This window comes from Bradyrhizobium sp. Unk1, assembly GCF_059512345.1.
This window is the reverse complement of the sequence record NZ_JCAMOP010000003.1, coordinates 316,455-332,480: the sequence shown is the minus strand read 5'-3', so window position 1 is coordinate 332,480 and position 16,026 is coordinate 316,455. Positions and strand designations below refer to the sequence as shown.

General features: G+C 64.4%; 13 protein-coding genes. 12 read left to right on the top strand and 1 reads right to left on the bottom strand.

Annotated features, from left to right (window positions below):
• Positions 1-19 precede the first annotated feature (19 nt).
• From rimP to pnp, 8 genes are all read left to right on the top strand, one after another.
• Positions 20-778, top strand: coding sequence for a ribosome maturation factor RimP (rimP, locus tag AC5ZFO_RS05720; protein WP_496121639.1), 759 nt, complete (start codon positions 20-22; stop codon positions 776-778).
• 2 nt (positions 779-780) lie between these two features.
• Entirely contained in the window at positions 781-2,391 is a 1,611-nt protein-coding gene (gene nusA, locus AC5ZFO_RS05715) for a transcription termination factor NusA (protein WP_085405048.1), read from the top strand.
• Positions 2,392-2,414: 23 nt separating this feature from the next.
• Positions 2,415-3,098 carry an RNA-binding protein gene (locus AC5ZFO_RS05710; RefSeq protein WP_282521616.1) on the top strand — a complete coding sequence of 228 codons (684 nt, stop codon included), beginning with the start codon at positions 2,415-2,417 and terminating at the stop codon, positions 3,096-3,098.
• Positions 3,099-3,168: 70 nt separating this feature from the next.
• Complete coding sequence (gene infB / locus AC5ZFO_RS05705) at positions 3,169-5,880, top strand: translation initiation factor IF-2 (protein ID WP_282521617.1); 2,712 nt, start codon at positions 3,169-3,171, stop codon at positions 5,878-5,880.
• A gap of 155 nt (positions 5,881-6,035) precedes the next feature.
• Positions 6,036-6,464 carry a 30S ribosome-binding factor RbfA gene (rbfA, locus tag AC5ZFO_RS05700; RefSeq protein WP_014490965.1) on the top strand — a complete coding sequence of 143 codons (429 nt, stop codon included), beginning with the start codon at positions 6,036-6,038 and terminating at the stop codon, positions 6,462-6,464.
• Positions 6,464-7,582 carry a tRNA pseudouridine(55) synthase TruB gene (gene truB, locus AC5ZFO_RS05695; RefSeq protein WP_282521618.1) on the top strand — a complete coding sequence of 373 codons (1,119 nt, stop codon included), beginning with the start codon at positions 6,464-6,466 and terminating at the stop codon, positions 7,580-7,582. The genes rbfA and truB overlap by 1 nt, the downstream gene beginning before the upstream one ends.
• Positions 7,583-7,584: 2 nt before the next feature.
• On the top strand, positions 7,585-7,854 hold the full coding sequence (gene rpsO, locus AC5ZFO_RS05690; RefSeq protein WP_008131787.1) for a 30S ribosomal protein S15: 270 nt from the start codon (positions 7,585-7,587) through the stop codon (positions 7,852-7,854).
• A gap of 464 nt (positions 7,855-8,318) precedes the next feature.
• Positions 8,319-10,475 carry a polyribonucleotide nucleotidyltransferase gene (gene pnp, locus AC5ZFO_RS05685; protein ID WP_282521619.1) on the top strand — a complete coding sequence of 719 codons (2,157 nt, stop codon included), beginning with the start codon at positions 8,319-8,321 and terminating at the stop codon, positions 10,473-10,475.
• A gap of 76 nt (positions 10,476-10,551) precedes the next feature.
• On the opposite strand, the gene katG is transcribed toward pnp, so the two are convergent.
• Positions 10,552-12,717 (bottom strand): catalase/peroxidase HPI, encoded by a 2,166-nt coding sequence (gene katG, locus AC5ZFO_RS05680; protein WP_282521620.1) that lies wholly within the window; start codon positions 12,715-12,717, stop codon positions 10,552-10,554.
• Between the two features lie 114 nt (positions 12,718-12,831).
• On the opposite strand from katG, the gene AC5ZFO_RS05675 reads away from it, so the two are divergent.
• From AC5ZFO_RS05675 to AC5ZFO_RS05660, 4 genes are all read left to right on the top strand, one after another.
• Positions 12,832-13,758 (top strand): hydrogen peroxide-inducible genes activator, encoded by a 927-nt coding sequence (locus AC5ZFO_RS05675; protein ID WP_282521621.1) that lies wholly within the window; start codon positions 12,832-12,834, stop codon positions 13,756-13,758.
• A 7-nt stretch (positions 13,759-13,765) separates the two neighbouring features.
• The gene (locus tag AC5ZFO_RS05670; RefSeq protein WP_282521622.1) at positions 13,766-14,230 is read left to right on the top strand and encodes a GNAT family N-acetyltransferase; all 465 of its coding nucleotides are present in this window, start codon (positions 13,766-13,768) and stop codon (positions 14,228-14,230) included.
• Positions 14,231-14,336: 106 nt separating this feature from the next.
• Positions 14,337-15,170: a hypothetical protein gene (locus AC5ZFO_RS05665; protein WP_496121635.1), complete on the top strand. Its 834-nt coding sequence runs from the start codon at positions 14,337-14,339 to the stop codon at positions 15,168-15,170.
• A 205-nt stretch (positions 15,171-15,375) separates the two neighbouring features.
• On the top strand, positions 15,376-15,972 hold the full coding sequence (locus tag AC5ZFO_RS05660; protein ID WP_496121633.1) for a glutathione S-transferase family protein: 597 nt from the start codon (positions 15,376-15,378) through the stop codon (positions 15,970-15,972).
• The last annotated feature ends 54 nt before the right edge of the window (positions 15,973-16,026 follow it).

Here is a 16,026-nt window from a genome sequence, read left to right as displayed (position 1 = left end):
GAGCGCCTTGACCCCTGATATGACCGAACCGAACACTGGTTCCACGGATGCCGAGTTGCTGGCCGAGCCGAGGCTCGTGGTCGAGCCGGGCGTGGCGGCACGTGTGTCCGCGGTCGCAGGTCCGGTGCTCGAGGGCATGGGCTACCGCCTGGTGCGGATCCGCATTTCCGGCGAGGCCGGCTGCACCGTGCAGATCATGGCCGAGCGGCCGGACGGCTCGATGCAGCTCGAGGATTGCGAGGCGATCTCGCGGGCGCTGTCGCCGGTGCTCGATGTCGCCGACCCCATCGATCGCGCTTACCGGCTGGAAATCTCCTCGCCGGGGATCGACCGCCCGCTGGTGCGCCGGTCGGATTTCGAACGCTATTCCGGCCATCTGGTGAAGATCGACATGGCGGTCGCCCATGAGGGGCGGAAGCGGTTCCGTGGCGTGCTTGGTACCGTCGAGGGCGACCGCGTGCATCTGCACCGCGACGACGCCAAGGCGGCCGACGCTGCCGACGTTCTCCTGACGATGGAAGATATCGGCGAGGCACGTCTGGTGCTGACCGATGAGCTGATCGCGGAATCTATGCGCCGCGGCAAGGCCGAGGAGCGCCAGATGCGCCGCGATCTCGGCATCGAGCCGCCGGCTGCACCGCACGCGGAAATCAGTGCGAAGATCACCAAGAACACCAAGCCGCAAAAAAAGAAGCCGGCACCGACCAATACGAAGAAGCACCGCCTGGCCGCCGAACGCGCGCGACGGGGCGAGATCGAGCCTGACGAAGGAGACTAGCCATGGCAGTCAGCGCCAATCGACTTGAATTGCTCCAGATCGCCGATGCCGTTGCGCGCGAGAAATCGATCGACCGCGGCATCGTCATCGCGGCGATGGAAGACGCCATCGCCAAGGCGGCACGGGCACGTTACGGCAGCGAGACTGACGTTCATGCCGAGATCGACCCGAAGAAGGGCGAGCTGCGGCTGTCGCGCCACATGCTGGTGGTCGAGAAGGTCGAAAATCATTCCAACCAGATCTCGCTGGTGGATGCCCAGCGCGCCAATCCCGGCGCCCAGGTCGGTGACACCATCGCCGATACGCTGCCGCCGCTGGAATATGGCCGCATCGCCGCGCAATCGGCCAAGCAGGTGATCGTGCAGAAGGTGCGCGAGGCCGAGCGCGACCGGCAATATCAGGAATTCAAGGACCGCATCGGCGACATCGTCAACGGCGTCGTCAAGCGCGTCGAATATGGCAGCGTGATCGTCGACCTCGGCCGCGGTGAAGCCATCATCCGCCGCGACGAGATGCTGCCGCGCGAAGTGTTCCGCAACGGCGACCGCGTCCGCGCCTACATCTTCGACGTCCGCCGCGAGACCCGCGGCCCGCAGATCTTCCTCTCCCGCACTCATCCGCAATTCATGGCGAAGCTGTTCGCGCAGGAAGTGCCGGAAATCTATGACGGCATCGTCGAGATCAAGGCGGTGGCCCGCGATCCCGGCTCGCGCGCGAAAATCGGCGTGATTTCCCGCGATTCCTCGGTCGATCCGGTCGGCGCCTGTGTCGGTATGCGCGGCTCGCGCGTGCAGGCGGTGGTGAACGAGCTGCAGGGCGAGAAGATCGACATCATTCCGTGGTCGCCCGACATCGCGACCTTCGTGGTCAACGCGCTGGCGCCGGCCGAAGTCTCCAAGGTCGTCATCGACGAAGACCGCGAGCGCATCGAGGTCGTCGTACCCGACACCAACAACCAGCTCTCGCTGGCGATCGGCCGCCGCGGCCAGAACGTGCGTCTGGCCTCGCAGCTCACCGGCTGGGACATCGACATCCTGACCGAGCAGGAGGAATCGGAGCGCCGCCAGGCCGACTTCGAGAACTCCACCCGCGTCTTCATGGAATCGCTCAATGTCGACGAAGTGGTCGGCCAATTGCTGGCGTCCGAAGGCTTCACCTCGGTCGAGGAACTCGCGATGGTGGACCTGAAGGAACTCGCCGGCATCGAAGGCTTCGACGAGGAGACCGCGCAGGAGCTCCAGAACCGTGCCCGCGAATATCTCGAGCAGCAGGAGGCCGAGATCGAGGCCAAGCGCAAGGAGCTCGGTGTCGAGGACGCCGTCAAGGACGTGCCCGGCGTCACCTCCAAGATGCTGGTCAAGTTCGGCGAGAACGACATCAAGACGGTCGAGGATCTCGCCGGCTGCGCCACCGACGATCTGGTCGGCTGGACCGAGCGCAAGGAAGGCGGCGAGCAGACCAAATATCCGGGTGCGCTCGACGGTATCGAGATCTCCCGTGACGATGCCGAAGCCATGATCATGCAGGCCCGCGTCAAGGCCGGCTGGATCACCGAAGCCGATCTCGCCAAGCCGGCCGAGGAGGCCGAGGCGACCGAAGATCAGCCGGCTTAAGGACGAAGGAGAATGTCGCCCGGATGCTCGCAGATACCGACCACGATCTCGACCATGGACCGCGGACCGAAAGGTCCGCGACCATGCGGATGTGCGCGGTCAGTCGCGAGGTCCGGCCGATCGACGAGCTGATCCGCTTCGTCATTTCGCCGCAAGGCGACATAGTTCCCGATCTCAAGCGCAAGCTGCCCGGACGCGGCATGTGGGTCACCGCCTCGCGCGAGGTGGTTGCGGAAGCCGTGCGGCGTCACCAATTTAGCAAGGCCTTCAAGCGCGAGCTGCGCACTCCCCAGACGCTTCCCGCCGACATCGAGGCGCTCCTGGTTCGGAGTGTGACGGAAGCCCTTGGGATTGCCGCCAAGGCGGGCCAGATTGTGGCTGGCTTCGGCAAGGTCGAAAGCGCCCTGCGGGAAGGCACGGCCGAGGTCCTGATCCATGCCAGCGACGGGGCCGCGGACGGAATCCGCAAATTGGACATGCTGGCACGTCAAAATGACGGAAATCGCGGTGCCAAGCCGCAGATTCCCGTCGTCACTGCGCTGAAATCGATAGAATTGGATTTGGCACTTACCCGGTCAAATGTGATACATGCTGCCCTGCTCGCGGGCCCGGCGAGCAAGTCATTCCTGTCACGTAGCCAGATGCTGGTCCGATACCGGATGGCGGACGCTGACAAGACTGCTGAAAAGCCCGGCCAGGATTTCTGAGAGACAACGACCACCCGATAGGACGGTGCGGCAACGCACAACACTGATAAATCAGGATTAGGACTGCTGAATGGTTGATACCAAGACCCCTGACGACAAGAAGCTGAGCGTTCCGAGCAAGACGCTATCGCTCAAGCCGCGCGTCGAAACGGGCACTGTGCGCCAGAGCTTCAGCCATGGCCGCAGCAAGCAGGTCGTGGTCGAGAAGCGCGGCAAGCGCCGTATCGACGGCAGCCCTGAGCCGCAGGCACCCACCGTTGTTGCAAAGCCGGCGCCAGCTGCACCTGCGCCCACCCCTTCACGCCCGGCGCCGCCGCCGCGCAATGCCGGCTCCGGCGTGGTGCTGCGCACGCTGACCGAGGACGAACGTTCCGCCCGCGCCAGTGCGCTGGCCGATGCCAAGGTGCGCGAAGTCGAAGAACGCCGCCATGCCGAGGAAGAGGCCCAGCGCCGCGCTGTCCGCGAAGCCGCCGAGCGCGCCGACCGCGAGGCCGCCGAATCTCGCCGCAAGGCCGAGGAAGAGCGCCACCGTCACGAAGAGGAAGCCAAGCGCAAGGCCGAAACCGAGGCCAAGAAGCGTTTTGGCGAAGGCGAGCAGCCCGCGTCAGCCGCGCGCCCTGCAACTGCCGCCCCGGCCGCTCCCGCGCCGCGTCCTGGCGCGCCCGCAGCGCGCCCCGGCACCACCACGACCACAGCACGCCCGGGAACAACGACCGCGCGCCCTGGAACGACCACCGCGAGGCCGGGAGGCGGCCCGTTGGGTCGCGCTCCCGCGGTCGCGGCCGGACCGGACGAGGACGATGGTCCGCGTCAGATCCGTCGCGGTCCCGGCGGCGCCGCGCGTCCCGTGGTAGCCCCCAAGCCCACCCACAAGCCCGGCCCGCAGAAGGAGCGCGGCCGCCTGACCGTCGTGACCGCATTCAATGCCGACGACGTGCGCGAGCGCTCGATTGCCTCGTTCCGCCGCCGGACCCAGCGCCTGAAGGGCCATGCCGCGAACGAGCCGAAGGAAAAGCTCATCCGCGAGGTGGTCATTCCGGAAGCGATCACGATCCAGGAGCTCGCCAACCGCATGGCCGAGCGCGCGGTCGACGTCATCCGCATGCTGATGAAGCAGGGCGCGATGCACAAGATCACCGACGTGATCGACGCCGACACCGCGCAGCTGATCGCGGAAGAACTGGGTCACACCGTCAAGCGCGTTGCCGCGTCGGACGTCGAAGAGGGTCTGTTCGACCAGGTCGACGATTCCACCGACACCGAGACGCGTTCGCCGGTGGTGACCGTGATGGGTCACGTCGACCACGGCAAGACCTCGCTGCTCGACGCGCTCCGCCATGCCAACGTCGTCTCCGGCGAGGCCGGCGGCATCACCCAGCATATCGGCGCCTATCAGGTGCTGTCGCCCGAAAGCGGCAAGAAGATCACCTTCATCGACACGCCCGGCCACGCCGCGTTCACCGCGATGCGCGCCCGCGGCGCCAAGGTGACCGACATCGTCGTGCTGGTGGTTGCTGCCGATGACGGCGTCATGCCGCAGACGATCGAAGCCATCAACCACGCCAAGGCGGCGCGGGTGCCGATCATCGTTGCCATCAACAAGATCGACAAGCCCGATGCGAAGCCCGAGCGCGTGCGCACCGAGCTGCTCCAGCACGAGGTGCAGGTGGAATCTTTCGGCGGCGAAGTCGTCGACGTCGAAGTGTCCGCCAAGAACAAGACCAATCTCGACAAGCTGCTCGAGATGATCGCGCTCCAGGCCGACATCCTCGACCTCAAGACCAATTCGGATCGCCCGGCCGAAGGCACCGTGATCGAAGCCAAGCTCGATCGCGGCCGTGGCCCGGTGGCGACCGTGCTGGTCCAGCGCGGCACGCTCCGTGTCGGCGACATCATCGTCGCCGGCGCCGAGATGGGCCGCGTCCGCGCGCTGATCTCGGATCAGGGCGAGACGGTGCAGGAGGCAGGTCCTTCGGTGCCGGTCGAGGTGCTCGGCTTCAACGGTCCGCCGGAGGCCGGCGATCGTCTCGCGGTGGTCGAGAACGAAGCCCGCGCCCGCCAGGTCACCAGCTACCGCGCGCACCAGAAGCGCGAGAACGCGGCTGCCTCGATCTCCGGCATGCGCGGCTCGCTCGAGCAGATGATGTCGCAATTGAAGACGGCGGGCCGCAAGGAATTCCCGCTGATCATCAAGGCCGACGTGCAAGGCTCGCTGGAAGCGATCCTCGGCTCGCTGGAGAAGCTCGGCACCGACGAAGTCGCAGCCCGCATCCTGCATGCCGGCGTCGGCGGCATCTCGGAATCGGACGTGACGCTCGCGGAAGGCTTCAACGCCGCGATCATCGGCTTCTCGGTTCGTGCCAACAAGGAGGCGGCTGCGGCCGCCAAGCGCAACGGCATCGAGATCCGCTACTACAACATCATCTACGACCTCGTGGACGACGTGAAGAAGGCGATGAGCGGCCTGCTCGCGCCGACCCTGCGCGAAACCATGCTGGGCAATGCCGCGATCCTGGAGATCTTCAACATCTCCAAGGTCGGCAAGGTCGCCGGCTGCCGCGTCACCGACGGCACCGTGGAACGCGGCGCCAATGTGCGCCTGATCCGCGACAACGTCGTCGTGCACGAAGGCAAGCTGTCGACGCTGAAGCGCTTCAAGGACGAAGTGAAGGAAGTGCAGTCCGGTCAGGAATGCGGCATGGCCTTCGAGAACTATCACGACATGCGTGCCGGTGACGTGATCGAGTGTTATCGCGTGGAGACGATCCAGCGCTCCCTGTAAGTCCAAATCTTACCGAAGCGCCCGGATCTTTTTGAGCTGAAATTGCGGGAGTGCGATGGCCGGATTTATTCCGGCCATCGCACCGCATTCGTTTCAACAGGACAAATGACAATGCTCGTGTCCCAAACGCGGGCACGACGAGGTGATTTTCAACCATGCCCCGCCACCATCAGAAGAAAAGTTCCGCGCCGGGCGGCTCGCAACGCCAGTTGCGTGTCGGCGAGCAGGTTCGCCACGCGATGGCCGAGATTCTGGCGCAAGGCAATGTGCATGATGATGACCTCGAAGGTCACATCATCACCGTGCCGGAGGTGCGGATGTCGCCCGACCTGAAGCTCGCGACAGTCTATGTGATGCCGCTCGGTGGCCGCGACACCGAGGTCGTCATCGCTGCGCTCGAGCGCAACAAGAAGTTTCTGCGCGGCGAAGTCGCGCATCGCGTTAACCTGAAATTTGCACCTGATCTTCGCTTCCGCGTCGACGAACGATTCGACGAAGCGGAACGGATCGAGAAGCTTTTGCGAACACCTGCGGTGCAGAAGGACCTGGAACAGGATCCGGATTCGGATCGGGAAGAAGAGTGATGACGATGGACCCGGCTCACGGCACGATCGGCGGCGAAGAGACCGATCAGCGCGACGTGCAGAAAAATAATTTTGCGGATCTCGGCGGCGATCCCCAGCCGCATCAGGAGCCGCGCCGCGTCAACAACGATCCCCGCGCCAACAAGCAGAAGGGCAACCAGCCGCGCCGCGACCGCCGCGACGTCCATGGCTGGGTCGTGCTCGACAAGCCGATCGGCATGACCTCGACGCAAGCCGTCGCCGTGCTCAAGCGCCTGTTCAACGCCAAGCGCGCGGGACACGCCGGCACGCTCGACCCGCTCGCCTCCGGCGGCCTGCCGATCGCGCTCGGCGAGGCCACCAAGACGGTTCCCTTCGTGATGGACGGCCGCAAGCGCTACCAGTTCACCGTGTGCTGGGGCGAGGAGCGCGACACCGATGATATCGAGGGCCGGGTCACCGCGACCTCCGACCAGCGCCCGACCCGGGAGGCCATCCTGGCCCTGCTGCCCCGCTTCACCGGGGTGATCGAGCAGATCCCGCCGCGCTATTCCGCGATCAAGGTCCAGGGCGAGCGCGCCTACGACCTCGCCCGCGACGGCGAGGTCGTGGAACTGGCCCCCCGTCCGGTCGAGATTCACCATTTAACCCTTGTGGATCAACCGGATAACGACCGGGCGGTGTTCGAGGCGGAGTGCGGCAAGGGTACCTATGTCCGGGCGCTGGCCCGCGATATGGGCCGGATTCTCGGCACTTACGGCCATATCTGCGCGCTGCGGCGGACCCTGGTCGGCCCATTTGACGAGAACGACATGATTCCGCTGGATCAGTTGGAGGCTTTATGCGATAGAGCCGCGTCCGGCGAGGGCAGCCTCGCCGACGCGCTTATGCCCGTTGAGACCGCGCTGGACGACATCCCGGCACTGGCCGTCACTCGGGCTGATGCGGCAAGGCTCCATCGGGGCCAGGCCGTTTTATTGCGCGGACGGGATGCGCCCACTAGTAGCGGCACAGTCTATGTCACGGTGGCAGGCCGTCTATTGGCGCTTGCTGAAGTCGGCAACGGCGAAATCATCCCCAAGCGTGTGTTCAACCTGACCGGTCTGACTGCCAGCACCGGTCGCAACGAGAGAAATTGACGATGTCGATTGCCGCAGAACGCAAAGCGGAAGTCATCAAGACGAATGCCAACAAGGCCGGCGACACCGGCTCGCCGGAGGTTCAGGTCGCGATCCTGTCGGAACGCATCAACAACCTCACCAACCATTTCAAGACCCACGTGAAGGACAACCATTCGCGTCGCGGCCTCTTGAAGCTGGTTTCGACCCGCCGCTCGCTGCTCGACTACCTCAAGAAGAGGGACGAGGCGCGTTACAAGGCGCTGCTCGAGAAGCACAACATTCGTCGTTAAGTGTTCCTGCGCGCGCCACTGGCGCGCGTTTTCGTGCGCGGTTTCGAGCGAAAGCGTTTGTTTAAAGGTTTTTGATCGAGGCTGCGTGCGCGTCGGGTGCGAGCCCAAAGCGCGATAAGAATCGCACTTTGGATTGTTGTTTGAGCATGATCTTTTCGGAAAACCGCTTTGCACTTTTCCGGATCATGGTCGAGTGACGGCTAGCATCCGGGGCACGATGGGCGAGGACCGAAAATCCGGTGTTCGCGTTCGTGCCGACTGACAGTCCAGCAGCAATCCGGCGGCTGGGCACAACGGGCAAGGCGCCCGTATGACCCGAAAGGATGGACGCCATCCGAAATCCGAAAACCATGGCAGGATCGCAGGACGCTGATCGCCCGCTTCGATCAACGTCCCGCAATCTTGCGCATGGTTTTTGTTTTTCGGGCCGTCCTTCTTTCGAGAACCCATGAAAGAAGACCTCTATGTTCAATAAGCATTCAGTCGAGATCGACTGGGGTGGACGCCCTCTCAAGCTCGAAACCGGCAAGATCGCGCGTCAGGCCGACGGCGCCGTCGTCGCCACCTATGGCGAGACCGTGGTGCTCGCCACCGTCGTCGCGGCGAAGGCGCCGCGCGAAGGCGTCGACTTCCTGCCGCTGACGGTCGACTACCAGGAGAAGACCTACGCAGCCGGCCGCATTCCCGGCGGCTATTTCAAGCGCGAGGGTCGTCCGACCGAGAAGGAGACGCTGGTCTCCCGGCTGATCGACCGTCCGATCCGTCCGCTGTTCGTCGACGGCTGGCGCAACGAGACCCAGGTGATCGTCACCGTGCTGTCGCACGACATGGAGAACGACCCTGACATCGTGGCGCTGGTGGCCTCATCGGCCGCGCTGACCCTGTCCGGCGCGCCCTTCAAGGGCCCGATCGGCGCAGCGCGCGTCGGCTTCGCCAATGACGAGTTCATTCTCAACCCGACGCTCGACGAGATGGTCGATACCCAGCTCGACCTCGTCGTCGCCGGCACGGCCGACGCCGTGCTGATGGTGGAATCGGAAGCCAAGGAGCTCAACGAGGACATCATGCTCGGCGCCGTGATGTTCGGTCACCGCCATTTCCAGCCGGTGATCAACGCCATCATCGAGCTCGCCGAGAAGGCCGCCAAGGAGCCGCGCGAAGTCACGGTGATCGACAATTCGGCGCTCGAGAAGGAAATGCTCGGCCTCGTCGAGCAGGAGCTCCGCGCCGCCTACGCCATTCCGGTCAAGCAGGATCGCTACGCCGCGGTCGGCAAGGTCAAGGAAAAGGTGATCGCCCATTACTTCCCCGAAGGGCAGGAACCGAAATACGACAAGCTGCGCGTCTCCGGCGTGTTCAAGGAGCTGGAAGCCAAGATCGTTCGCTGGAACATCCTCGACACCGGCAAGCGCATCGACGGCCGCGATAGCAAGACCGTGCGCAACATCGTCGCCGAAGTCGGCGTGCTGCCCCGCGCCCACGGCTCGGCGCTGTTCACCCGCGGCGAGACCCAGGCGCTGGTCGTGACCACGCTCGGCACCGGCGAGGACGAGCAGTATATCGACGCGCTGTCCGGAACGTACAAAGAGACGTTCCTGCTGCACTACAACTTCCCTCCCTACTCGGTCGGTGAGACCGGTCGCCTCGGCGGCACCAAGCGTCGCGAGATCGGCCACGGCAAGCTGGCCTGGCGCGCGATCCACCCGGTGCTGCCGCCGCATCACGAATTCCCCTACACCACGCGCGTGGTGTCGGAGGTCACCGAGTCGAACGGCTCGTCCTCGATGGCTTCGGTCTGCGGCGCGTCGCTCGCGCTGATGGATGCCGGCGTGCCGTTGAAGCGGCCGACCGCGGGTATCGCGATGGGCCTGATCCTCGAAGACAAGCGCTTCGCGGTTCTCTCGGATATCCTCGGTGACGAGGATCATCTCGGCGACATGGACTTCAAGGTGGCCGGCACGGAAGCGGGCATCACCTCGCTCCAGATGGACATCAAGATCGAGGGCATCACCGAAGAGATCATGAAGGTGGCGCTCGGTCAGGCCAAGGATGGTCGTATCCACATCCTCGGCGAAATGGCCAAGGCGCTCACCAACGCCCGCGCCGAGCTCGGCGAATACGCGCCGCGCATCGAGACCTTCAAGATCGCCACCGACAAGATCCGCGAAGTGATCGGCACCGGCGGCAAGGTGATCCGCGAGATCGTCGAGAAGACCGGTGCCAAGGTCAACATCGAGGACGACGGCACCGTGAAGGTCGCCTCCAGCGACGGCGAGGCGATGAAGGCCGCGATCAAGTGGATCAAGTCGATCGCGTCCGATCCGGAAGTCGGCCAGATCTATGACGGCACCGTCGTCAAGGTGATGGAGTTCGGCGCCTTCGTGAACTTCTTCGGCTCCAAGGACGGTCTCGTCCACATCAGCCAGCTCGCTTCGGCGCGCGTGCAGAAGACCTCCGACGTCGTCAAGGAAGGCGACAAGGTCAAGGTCAAGCTGCTCGGCTTTGACGATCGCGGCAAGACCCGGCTGTCGATGAAGGTGGTCGACCAGACCACCGGCGAAGACCTCGAAGGCAAGGGCGGCGACGGCGAGAAGGCCCCGCGCGAAGCCGCCGGCGAGTAATCGACCCGCACATCAGAAACACGAAGGGCGGCCTCTCGGCCGCCCTTTTTGTTTGTCGCTTGCTTAGACCCTTGGATCAGGCCGCGAGGTCGTAGCGGTCGAGGTTCATCACCTTGGTCCAGGCCTTGGCGAAGTCCTGCACGAACTGCTGCTTGGCGTCCGACGAGGCATAGACCTCGGCGAAGGCGCGGAGCTGCGAATGCGCACCGAAGATCAGATCGGCGCGCGTGCCGGTCCACTTCACCGCGTTGGTCTTGCGGTCGCGGGCCTCGTAGGTGCCGTCAGCCGCCGGCGTCCACTGCGCGCTCATGTCGAGCAGGTTGATGAAGAAGTCGTTGCTCAGCGTTCCGACCTTCGAGGTCAAGACGCCGTGCTTCGAACCGCCCGCATTGGCGCCGAGCACACGCAGACCGCCGACGAGCGCGGTCAGCTCGGGACCGGAGAGCTTCAACAGCTGCGCGCGATCGACGAGGGCTTCTTCCTGGTGCAGGAACTGATGCCGCTTGCCGATATAGTTGCGGAAGCCATCGGCCCGCGGCTCGAGCGGCGCGAAGGACTCCGCGTCGGTCTGCTCCTGCGAGGCATCCATGCGACCCGGCGTGAAGCCAAGCTTCACGTCCACGCCGGCATCCTTCGCAGCCTTCTCGACCGCGGCAGAACCGCCGAGGACGATGAGGTCGGCGAGCGAGACCTTCTTCGCACCGGCCGATGCGTTGAAGTCCTTCTGGATCGCTTCGAGCTTGCCGAGGACCTTGGAGAGCTGAGCCGGCTGGTTCACCTCCCAATCCTTCTGCGGGGCAAGACGGATGCGCGCGCCGTTGGCACCACCGCGCTTGTCCGAGCCGCGGAACGTCGAGGCCGACGCCCAGGCGGTCGAGACCAGCTCGGAGACCGAGAGGCCCGAAGCCAGGATCTTGGTCTTGAGTGCGGCGATGTCCTGGTCGCCGACCAGCTCGTGGTCGACCTTCGGAATCGGATCCTGCCATATCAGCGTTTCCTTCGGCACCAGCGGGCCGAGATAGCGCTGGATCGGACCCATGTCGCGATGGGTGAGCTTGAACCAGGCGCGGGCAAAGGCGTCCGCGAACTGATCCGGGTTTTCCAGGAAGCGACGCGAGATCTTCTCGTAGGCCGGATCGAGGCGCAGCGAGAGGTCGGTCGTCAGCATCGTCGGCCGGTGCTTCTTCGACTTGTCGAAGGCATCGGGAATGATCGCGTCGGCACCCTTGGCCGTCCACTGATTCGCGCCGCCCGGGCTCTTCGTCAGCTCCCATTCGTACTTGAACAGGTTCTCGAAGAAGTTGTTGCTCCACTTCGTCGGCGTCGTCGTCCAGGTCACCTCGAGACCGCTGGTGATGGAATCGCCCGCCAGGCCCGAAGCGTGCTTGCTCTTCCAGCCGAGGCCCTGATCCTCGAGCGCGCCCGCTTCCGGCTCCGGACCGACCAGCGACGGATCGCCCGCGCCGTGGGTCTTGCCGAAGGTATGGCCGCCGGCGATCAGTGCGACGGTTTCCTCGTCGTTCATCGCCATGCGGGCGAACGTCTCGCGGATGTCCTTTGCCGCGGCGACCGGGTCAGGCTTGCCGTTCGGGCCTTCCGGATTGACGTAGATGAGGCCCATCTGCACCGCGCCCAGCGGTTCGGCGAGCTGGCGCTCGCCGCTGTAGCGCTCGTCGCCCAGCCACGTGCCTTCAGGACCCCAATAGAGCTCCTCCGGCTCCCACACGTCGGCGCGGCCGCCCGCGAAACCGAAGGTCTTGAAGCCCATCGATTCCAGCGCGACGTTGCCGGCGAGCACCATCAGGTCGGCCCAGGAGATCTTGCGGCCGTATTTCTGCTTGATCGGCCAGAGCAGACGGCGTGCCTTGTCGAGGTTGGCGTTGTCGGGCCAGCTGTTGAGCGGCGCGAAACGCTGCTGACCGGCGCCGGCGCCACCGCGGCCGTCCGTGGTGCGATAGGTGCCCGCGCTGTGCCAGGCCATGCGGATCATGAGGCCGCCATAGTGGCCGAAATCGGCGGGCCACCATTCCTGCGAGTCCGTCATCAGAGCCGTCAGGTCCTTGATGACGGCATTCAGGTCGAGCGACTTGAATTCCTTGGCATAGTCGAACTCCTTGCCCATCGGGTCGGACAGGGTGGAATTCTTATGCAGCATCTCGATGCTGAGCTGGGTCGGCCACCAGTCGCGGTTCACGCGCGTGGGTTTTCCGCCCGAAAACGGGCACTTCGAAGTGTCATCCATGAATACCTCCTCTGGTGGCGTCGAACTCGCGCCTTTGACCAGGTAGAATTACTCTAGGCTTCGCATTCGATCAGGGGAAGTTGACTTTAATGATCGCTGCGATAGGATTTTCTGATGGCCAACGTGACGATGCGCCAGCTCAGATATTTCGACGCGCTGGCGCGTCACGGCCATTTCGGCCGCGCCGCGGAGGCAAGCTCGATCTCCCAGCCGGCCCTGTCGATGCAGATCAAGGAACTGGAGGAGGCGCTCGGTGGCCTGCTGCTGGAGCGCAGCGCCCGTCAGGTGGCGCTGACCCGGTTCGGCGAGGAGCTCGCACCGCGCGTCCGCGACATCCTGCGCTCGGTCGATGAGCTCGGCGATTTCGCGCGCGCCTCGCAGGACCGCTTTGCGGGCCGGCTGCGGATCGGCATGATCCCGACGATCGCGCCCTATCTGCTGCCGAAGATCACCAAGAATCTGACGCGCATGCATCCGGAGCTCGACATCCGCGTGCGCGAGACGATGACGCCGCGGCTGATCCAGGAACTGGTGGAAGGCCGGCTCGACACTGCCATCGTTGCACTGCCGGTGTCCGAGCCTTCGCTCACCGAAGTCGCGCTGTTCGACGAAAAATTCCTGCTGGTGCGGCCGGGCTCCGACGAAGGCACGCCGGTGCCATCGCGCGAGATGATGCGCGAGATGCGGCTGCTGCTGCTCGAAGAGGGGCACTGCTTCCGCGATCAGGCGCTGTCGTTCTGCAACATGCAATCGGCGCCGCCGCGCGAGATGCTGGATGCGAATTCGCTCTCGACGCTGGTCCAGATGGTCAGCGCCGGCATCGGCGTCACCTTGATCCCGGAAATGGCCGTGCCGGTCGAGACGCGCTCCGCTTCCGTCTCGCTGTCGCGCTTCCGCGACCCCGAGCCCTCGCGCACCATCGGCATGGTCTGGCGCAAGACCAGCCCGCTGGCGCGCCAGCTTCTGCAAATCTCCGAAGTGGTGTGCCTGTCGGCCGGCAAGGTGCGCGCACGACCATCCGTGCGCAGTCAGCGTGACTGAAGCCTCGATGTCGCATCCCGTCATCCGCCCCGCCCGCACTGAGGAATATGACGAGGTCGGCCGCGTCTGGATGGAAAGCTGGGTCTCGACCGGCCTCGCCGAGGCGAGTGAATTCCTGCTGGCAAATCTGCGCGCACGCATCAGGCGCGAGGTCGGGAACGGCTGGAGCCTGTTCGTCGCCGACGACAACGGCACGATCGCTGCGATGCTGGCGCTGCATCTGCCAAAACTCTATCTCGACATGCTTTTCGTCGGGCCCGCCTACCAAGGGCAGTCGCTCGGACGACAATTGCTCGCCTTCACGCGCACGCACATGCCAGATGAAATGTACCTGCGCTGCGTCCGTGAAAACGAAAAAGCCTGGCGCTGGTACGAGCGCGAAGGTTTCGTGTTCGAGAAGGAAGAGATCGAGCCGTCGAATGGGTTTATGATGAAGTATTATCGGTGGAGGCGGCCGCGGCTCACCGGATAGACGGCGACCTTCGGGTGCAGCTTGCGGTTGTCATGATCCCAACCTAGTGTGGCATGTCCGATGACCTCATGTCCCATGACCTCCTGCCGCTGATCCCCTGGAATCCATGTTTCGATTTGCTGCCTCAGTGCTCGTCCTGCTGCCCTTTCTGGCTCCGGCAGCAGCGCAAACCCCTCCCGCAACCACCGCATCCCCCGCTCAGACCGCGACACCGGCAAAACCGGCGGCCAAGAAGGCAGCGAAGCCTAAGGCGCCAGCCAAGCCTGCGGAGCCGGCGACTGCCGGTCCTTGCGGCGTCGGCGTGATTGCGGGGACCGGGGACATCTTCGTCGTCCAGAAGATCGGTCTGACCGTGTTCGGCAACGACTATGCAGAAATCCCGGTATCCTGGGGCCTTGACGATCTCGTCTTTGCGCGGGCGCGGGCCGCCGCAGGCAACACGCCGGTGCGACGGATCACTTACGCCAAGGGCGCACTCGATTCCTACTACCACCCCAAATCCGGCCTGTTCCGCAATCAGCGCGAGGAATTGTCGAACCTGATCCGGCAAGTCGCGGGCAATGCCGGTTGCGAGCGCTATCTCGTCGTCATGCGCAGCGAAGGACAGCTTGACGGGACCAATCAGTCGCTCAGCGGCGTCGGCATCTTCAGCCGGGGTGTCGGTCTCATCTCCTACGCGTATGTCTTCTCCTATATCGGCGTGACGTGGGTCGACGGCCGCACCTTCGAAATCATGAAGGGCCCCGCCGTGACGTTCGAAGGTGTCATGAAGCATATGGCAGACAACTTCGTTTCGAACGAGCTTTTGCAGAAGGTGGACAAGTCCATGTTTCCGGAGACGGCCGCGGACTCCGCCAACAACACCACCCTGCGCGACACCACCCGCGACTTTCTGACAAAGCGACTGGACAAGATCCTACCGCCGTATTTCGCGCAGTGAAGCGAGGTGAACAGCTACGACGACCCGCATATCCCGCGCCGCTCTGATTGAAGGCGTTCGGTCAACCCGCAGACGGATTTCGCATTGACCAAGATGTCGGTTAACGAAAGCGGCATCCTCCCAGACGTAGTGCGTTGCGAATTCGGAGCAGACACGCAATGAATAGGCTCTCCCCGCGCCTCCCACCGATGAAAGGTCCGCTGCCATGATCAAGCTCCATTGGTCGCCACGCTCGCGCTCGTTCACGACGCTCTGGCTGATGGAAGAGAGCGGCCTGCCCTATGAGCGCGTGCTGACCGACATCTCGACCGGTGCGCAGAAGGCGCCGGATTATTTGAAGGTTAATCCGATGGGCAAGGTGCCGGCGCTCAGCGACGGCGATGCCGCGCTCGGCGAAGCCGCTGCGATCTGCGCCTACATCGCCGACCGCTATCCCGAAGCGAAGCTCGCGCCCGCGGTGACCGATCCGCGTCGTGCGCGCTATTTGCAATGGCTGTTCTTTTCGCCAGGCTGCATCGAGCCTGCCATCATCCAGATCTTCACCAAGATCGAGATCCCGACCTCGACCGCGGCCTGGGGCAGCGCCACGCAGGTCTTCGACGTGCTGGAAGCTGCACTCGCGAAGGGGCCGTGGATCCTCGGCGAGGAATTTTCCGCCGCCGACGTCACGATCGGCTCCGGCCTGAACTTCGCGGTGCGGCTGTTCAAGATGGTGCCGTCGCGCCCAGCCTTCGATGCCTATCTCGCGCGCTGCATGGCGCGACCGGCGTTCCAGCGCGCGGAGCTGATCGCAGCGGGTTAGGGCAAGCTGAGAACTTGTAGGGTGGGCAAAGCGGAGCGTGCCCACCATTCGTCT

Bases quoted from the DNA above. Each gene is read 5' to 3' on its own strand.
- rimP (WP_496121639.1), top strand. From the start codon at position 20: ATGACCGAACCGAACACTGGTTCCACGGATGCCGAGTTGCTGGCCGAG.
- nusA (WP_085405048.1), top strand. From the start codon at position 781: ATGGCAGTCAGCGCCAATCGACTTGAATTGCTCCAGATCGCCGATGCC.
- AC5ZFO_RS05710 (WP_282521616.1), top strand. From the start codon at position 2,415: ATGCTCGCAGATACCGACCACGATCTCGACCATGGACCGCGGACCGAA.
- infB (WP_282521617.1), top strand. From the start codon at position 3,169: ATGGTTGATACCAAGACCCCTGACGACAAGAAGCTGAGCGTTCCGAGC.
- rbfA (WP_014490965.1), top strand. From the start codon at position 6,036: ATGCCCCGCCACCATCAGAAGAAAAGTTCCGCGCCGGGCGGCTCGCAA.
- truB (WP_282521618.1), top strand. From the start codon at position 6,464: ATGACGATGGACCCGGCTCACGGCACGATCGGCGGCGAAGAGACCGAT.
- rpsO (WP_008131787.1), top strand. From the start codon at position 7,585: ATGTCGATTGCCGCAGAACGCAAAGCGGAAGTCATCAAGACGAATGCC.
- pnp (WP_282521619.1), top strand. From the start codon at position 8,319: ATGTTCAATAAGCATTCAGTCGAGATCGACTGGGGTGGACGCCCTCTC.
- katG (WP_282521620.1), bottom strand. From the start codon at position 12,717: ATGGATGACACTTCGAAGTGCCCGTTTTCGGGCGGAAAACCCACGCGC.
- AC5ZFO_RS05675 (WP_282521621.1), top strand. From the start codon at position 12,832: ATGGCCAACGTGACGATGCGCCAGCTCAGATATTTCGACGCGCTGGCG.
- AC5ZFO_RS05670 (WP_282521622.1), top strand. From the start codon at position 13,766: ATGTCGCATCCCGTCATCCGCCCCGCCCGCACTGAGGAATATGACGAG.
- AC5ZFO_RS05665 (WP_496121635.1), top strand. From the start codon at position 14,337: ATGTTTCGATTTGCTGCCTCAGTGCTCGTCCTGCTGCCCTTTCTGGCT.
- AC5ZFO_RS05660 (WP_496121633.1), top strand. From the start codon at position 15,376: ATGATCAAGCTCCATTGGTCGCCACGCTCGCGCTCGTTCACGACGCTC.